This is a genomic window from Endozoicomonas sp. SESOKO4 (assembly GCF_024606275.1).
Map to the genome: position 1 here is coordinate 1 of NZ_JAHHPS010000040.1, position 4,404 is coordinate 4,404.

A 4,404-nucleotide genomic window follows, 5' to 3' on the forward strand; every position below is an offset into this window, starting at 1 on the left:
GTACGATAGAGCTAATACGATAAAACAATGACTGAACTTTTCCTGAACCCAGAGCCCTGGATTGCTCTGGCAACTCTTACCGTCCTGGAGATTATTCTGGGCATCGACAACATCATTTTTATTACAATCGTTGTCGACAAACTGCCTGCACATCAACGCAACAATGCCCGCAGACTGGGACTATTACTGGCAATGTTCACAAGGATCCTCCTGCTACTCTCCATTACCTGGATCATGACACTCACTGCCCCGCTATTCCACCTGTTCAACCATGCCCTATCCGGTCGGGACCTGATTCTTCTCGGTGGCGGGCTCTTTCTGCTCACCAAAGCCACTCATGAGATCCATGACGCTCTTGAACCCGGCGAAGATGAAGGACCTCACCTTAAACCAAGAGGGTATGCTATAACTCTTATCCAGATTGCCCTCATCGATATTGTTTTCTCCCTGGATTCAGTCATCACCGCAGTAGGGCTGGCAGAACACCTTTGGGTTATGATTACCGCCATTGTTATTTCGGTAGGCATTATGATGCTTGCAGCGGCGCCTGTTGGAGAATTTGTCAACAACCACCCTTCCTTCAAAGTGCTAGCGCTTTCCTTTCTGGTTCTGGTGGGTGTCTCTTTGATAGGAGAAGCTCTGGACTTTCATATCCCGAAAGGCTACATCTACTTTGCCATGGCGTTTTCACTGGCCGTCGAGATGCTCAATGGCCGTTTGCGATCGGAGCAAAACAAGTAACAGGAAAGTATTCTCCATTTATTGAGCAACACCCTCTGACTACTGGAGCTTTTATGTCCTGCCCGATTCTTTTTGATATGGATGGCGTGATTGCCGACTCCTGGCGACCCTTTTTCAATTACTGGTCAGAGATCCTGATCAAAATGGGCGCAGATAACCTCGCGACTGAAGCGCAAATTCTCGCCCTCTTTGAAGGCAATTTCTTCAAAAAGCTAGGCCAGCAAATCCCCGGTGACTGGATGCAGCCCGCTTTTTTGAATAGCGCGCGGCTCGCCCACTTAAAGTTTATGAAAGAGTGCCCTTCTGTTCCTGACGTCAGTGAAAGTCTTCAGCACCTTGCTCAACACTACCCCCTTTACCTGATCACCTCCAACTTTACCGAAGCGGCAGAACATTTCCTGACAAAACAGAATATCGGGTGTTTCAGGGAAGTTATGGGAATGGAGCAAGGCGTCATCAAGACGGACAAAATCCGGACAGTGATGAAACAGCACCCAGACCAGCCCTGTTATTTCGTCAGCGACACCTCAGGAGACCTTAATGAGGCCCGTGAAGCCGGAGCTATTCCCGTTGCAGTCAGCTGGGGCTGGCACGACCGCTCAACCCTTGAAGCAGCAAAACCCGCTTTCATACTTGACAATCCGTCTGAGCTGCTAGAATTCAGCTTTCACATTTAAACCTCGGACTGGTACCCATGAGACCCAATCCTTTCAGAAATGGTTTCTCTGGCCATTTCTGTCTGAATGATGATAAACACCGAAATTCAATGATCCGGAATCACACAAAGCCACCCGCTCCCGGGCCTGTTGACCAAACCCGAAGATCCTGGCAGTCAGGCACACCAGAAGGCATTATTGACTAAAATGGGTAAGATTGATGAATAGCGTAAAAGCAGAGCTCATTACGCTCAGGTCCCACCTGCTGACAGGTACTAGCCATATGATTCCCTTCGTGGTGGCTGGAGGCGTCCTTCTTTCATTGTCTGTCATGCTGCATGGTAGAGGAGAACCCCCGGAGTCCGGTTTACTCAAAGATGTGTGGGACATGGGGGTTGCTGGCTTTACCCTCTTTATCCCCGTACTCGGAGGCTATATAGCCTGGTCCATTGCCAGCCGTCCCGCTCTGGCACCCGGGATGATTGGAGCCTGGCTGGCAGGTCAGTTCGGTTGTGGCTTTCTGGGAGCAATGATTGTAGGACTCATTGCAGGCTATATTGTTAATGCCCTCAAGAAAATCCCCTTTCCACCGACCATGCGACCTATTGCTATCATCTTTATCTACCCTCTGGCAGGCACGTTTCTGACCTCAGCATTGGTAATTTGGGTAATTGGACAACCCATCGCCAATATGATGAATCACCTGAACGAGTGGCTCTATAGTCTTCAGGGATTATCCAAGGTTTCACTTGGCGCCATTCTTGGCGGCATGACCGCTTTTGACATGGGCGGTCCTATCAATAAAGTCGCCACCCTGTTCGCTCAAACTCAGATACAAGATCACCCCTATCTAATGGGTGGTGTCGGGGTGGCCATTTGCACCCCACCTTTGGGTATGTGGCTGGCCACCCTGCTCTCCCCCGGGAAATACTCTGCTGAAGAGCGAGAGGCTGGCAAGGCTGCTCTGGCTATGGGTATGATAGGCATATCAGAAGGAGCAATCCCCTTTGCTGTTGCTGACCCAATACGAGTCATACCCGCCATAGTTCTGGGAGGAATTACCGGCAATGTAATAGGATTCATGGCCGAAGTCATCAATCATGCTCCCTGGGGTGGCTGGATCGTTCTGCCGGTTGTCGATGGTCGCCCCTGGTATATTCTGGCCACCATCGCCGGTGCACTGGTAACAGCTCTGGCTGTCAACCTTTTGAAACCTGTAAAGCCCGAATCTTAAGAGCTTTCCAGACAATTATCCTTACCCTGCGTTAAAAATATCTGAAGGCCAGATTAATTTATGAAGAACTCGCACTCACTGGTTGAAGTCACACCACAAAGTCACGATCTTTTGCTCGAGATAGTTTACGCTACCACGAGGAACTTCACTGGTAAGCAGGTTTATAAAAAACCTCTGTGCCTGATGCACGAAGAAGCCGCCAACAGATTGCAAAACGCCATTGAAGTTCTTCAACCCATGGGGCTCAAATTAAAAATATGGGATGCCTATCGCCCACTGGAAGCCCAGCAGGAACTCTTTCAATGTGTACCGGACCCTCAATATGTGTCCCACCCGAAAACCGGGTTACGTACCCACTGCAGAGGGATAGCTGTTGATCTCACGCTGGTTGATCAGTTCGGACATACATTGGAAATGGGCACAGAGCTGGATGACTTCCGCCCATTAGCTCACCATGGCAATGACCAGATTACCGAGCTCGCACAGAAAAACAGGTTAATCCTGGCAGGCGCCATGAATGTGGCTGGATTCGACGCTCTTGAAAATGAATGGTGGCATTATCAATTACCTGATGCTGATCTATATCCGATATTAGAGGAAAATGAAGTCTGTTCAGGTATTATCTAGTGCCGCCGAATCTTATGCTTGATTCCGCTCGCACAGAGCTTGTCCAAGTGCAGTGCCACTGACCTTCAACAAGCCCGGGACGAACAGAGTGCGTGTCTATACCAACTCTGCTGTATGGGTAATCAGCTTGCGAATCTCAGGAATACAGGATCCACAGTTTGTTCCTGCCTTCAAAGACTGACCCACCTCGACAGGGTCAGTAAAGCCTTCCTCTTCAATCACACGACAGATGGTTTTCTCGCCCACACCAAAACAGGCACAAACCACTTTGCCAGTATCTTCTCCCTTCGGTGGAATGCCTGCCAGTAATCGCCAGCGCTCTGAAAAAGGAATATCTTCTTTTTCAAAAGCAGCCTGTAGCCATACACGATCACTGTCGGGCAATGACTCTCCAACAATAAGAAGAGCCTGCAGCTGGCCAGATGCAAACCAGGCACTACGGGCACTGCCTGTCTTCAGATCAGTGTAATCAATTCTTTCCTTGCCTGAGCCGACACACTCCAGCATTGTAGAATCAATGGATTGGCCTGCCACCTCATATCGGAACCCCTGCTGGAATTTCACCTCTGTGGCATAATCAAACGGCTCAAAGTCCTGCTTTTTGCGACTTAGTAAAACCGCCTGTTGCTTCAGAGAAACTGCTTCAATGCAGGCAGGAGTGTGCTTGCAACCCGGCTGCTTTGACCAGGGGTCTACCTCTGGCTTCACCAAAACACCACAGTGACCGCTTTTGCTGTTCTGCCGTGTCCAGTGCATGGGCATGAAAACATTACCCCTACCCACTGAAGGTGTGACAGCAACCCTGACCAAAATGGCATCAAAGGCTGTAGTCAATCGACACAATCCCTGGTCAGCCAGCCCGTACTTCTGAGCATCTTCAGGATGAACTTCCAGGAAAGGCTCATCAATGTGCTGACTTAACCTGGGCGACAGTGCTGTACGCGTCATGGTATGCCAATGATCACGAACCCTGCCAGTATTCAGCAACAGCGGATAGTCGGCGTTGGGCTGATGGTAGGAAACCTTGAACTCCGTTGAAACAATATTCGCCCGACCTGTTTCTGTGAAAAAGCTGCCATCAGCAAACAATCTTGTATGTGGCTGAGCAGACGTTTGTCCTGTCACCAGTGGCCACTGGAATGGATC

At 49.7% G+C, this 4,404-nt stretch carries 5 protein-coding genes; 4 read left to right on the top strand and 1 reads right to left on the bottom strand.

Translation table 11 applies throughout. From position 1 onward, the window contains the following. Positions 1-27 precede the first annotated feature (27 nt). The 4 genes from KDK16_RS00600 (at position 28) to ddpX (ending at position 3,258) form a co-directional block, all read left to right on the top strand. On the top strand, positions 28-741 hold the full coding sequence (locus KDK16_RS00600) for a TerC family protein (protein ID WP_257254650.1): 714 nt from the start codon (positions 28-30) through the stop codon (positions 739-741). A 53-nt stretch (positions 742-794) separates the two neighbouring features. After that, the gene (locus KDK16_RS00605) at positions 795-1,418 is read left to right on the top strand and encodes an HAD family hydrolase (protein ID WP_257254651.1); all 624 of its coding nucleotides are present in this window, start codon (positions 795-797) and stop codon (positions 1,416-1,418) included. Positions 1,419-1,617: 199 nt separating this feature from the next. After that, positions 1,618-2,631, top strand: a complete 1,014-nt coding sequence (locus KDK16_RS00610) for a PTS fructose transporter subunit EIIC (protein WP_257254653.1) — start codon at positions 1,618-1,620, stop codon at positions 2,629-2,631. Positions 2,632-2,691: 60 nt separating this feature from the next. Continuing rightward, positions 2,692-3,258: a D-alanyl-D-alanine dipeptidase gene (ddpX, locus tag KDK16_RS00615; RefSeq protein ID WP_257254654.1), complete on the top strand. Its 567-nt coding sequence runs from the start codon at positions 2,692-2,694 to the stop codon at positions 3,256-3,258. Between the two features lie 96 nt (positions 3,259-3,354). Here ddpX and KDK16_RS00620 read toward each other — a convergent pair. Continuing rightward, positions 3,355-4,404: molybdopterin dinucleotide binding domain-containing protein (locus tag KDK16_RS00620; protein WP_257274232.1), on the bottom strand; the 1,050-nt coding region annotated here is incomplete at its 5' end.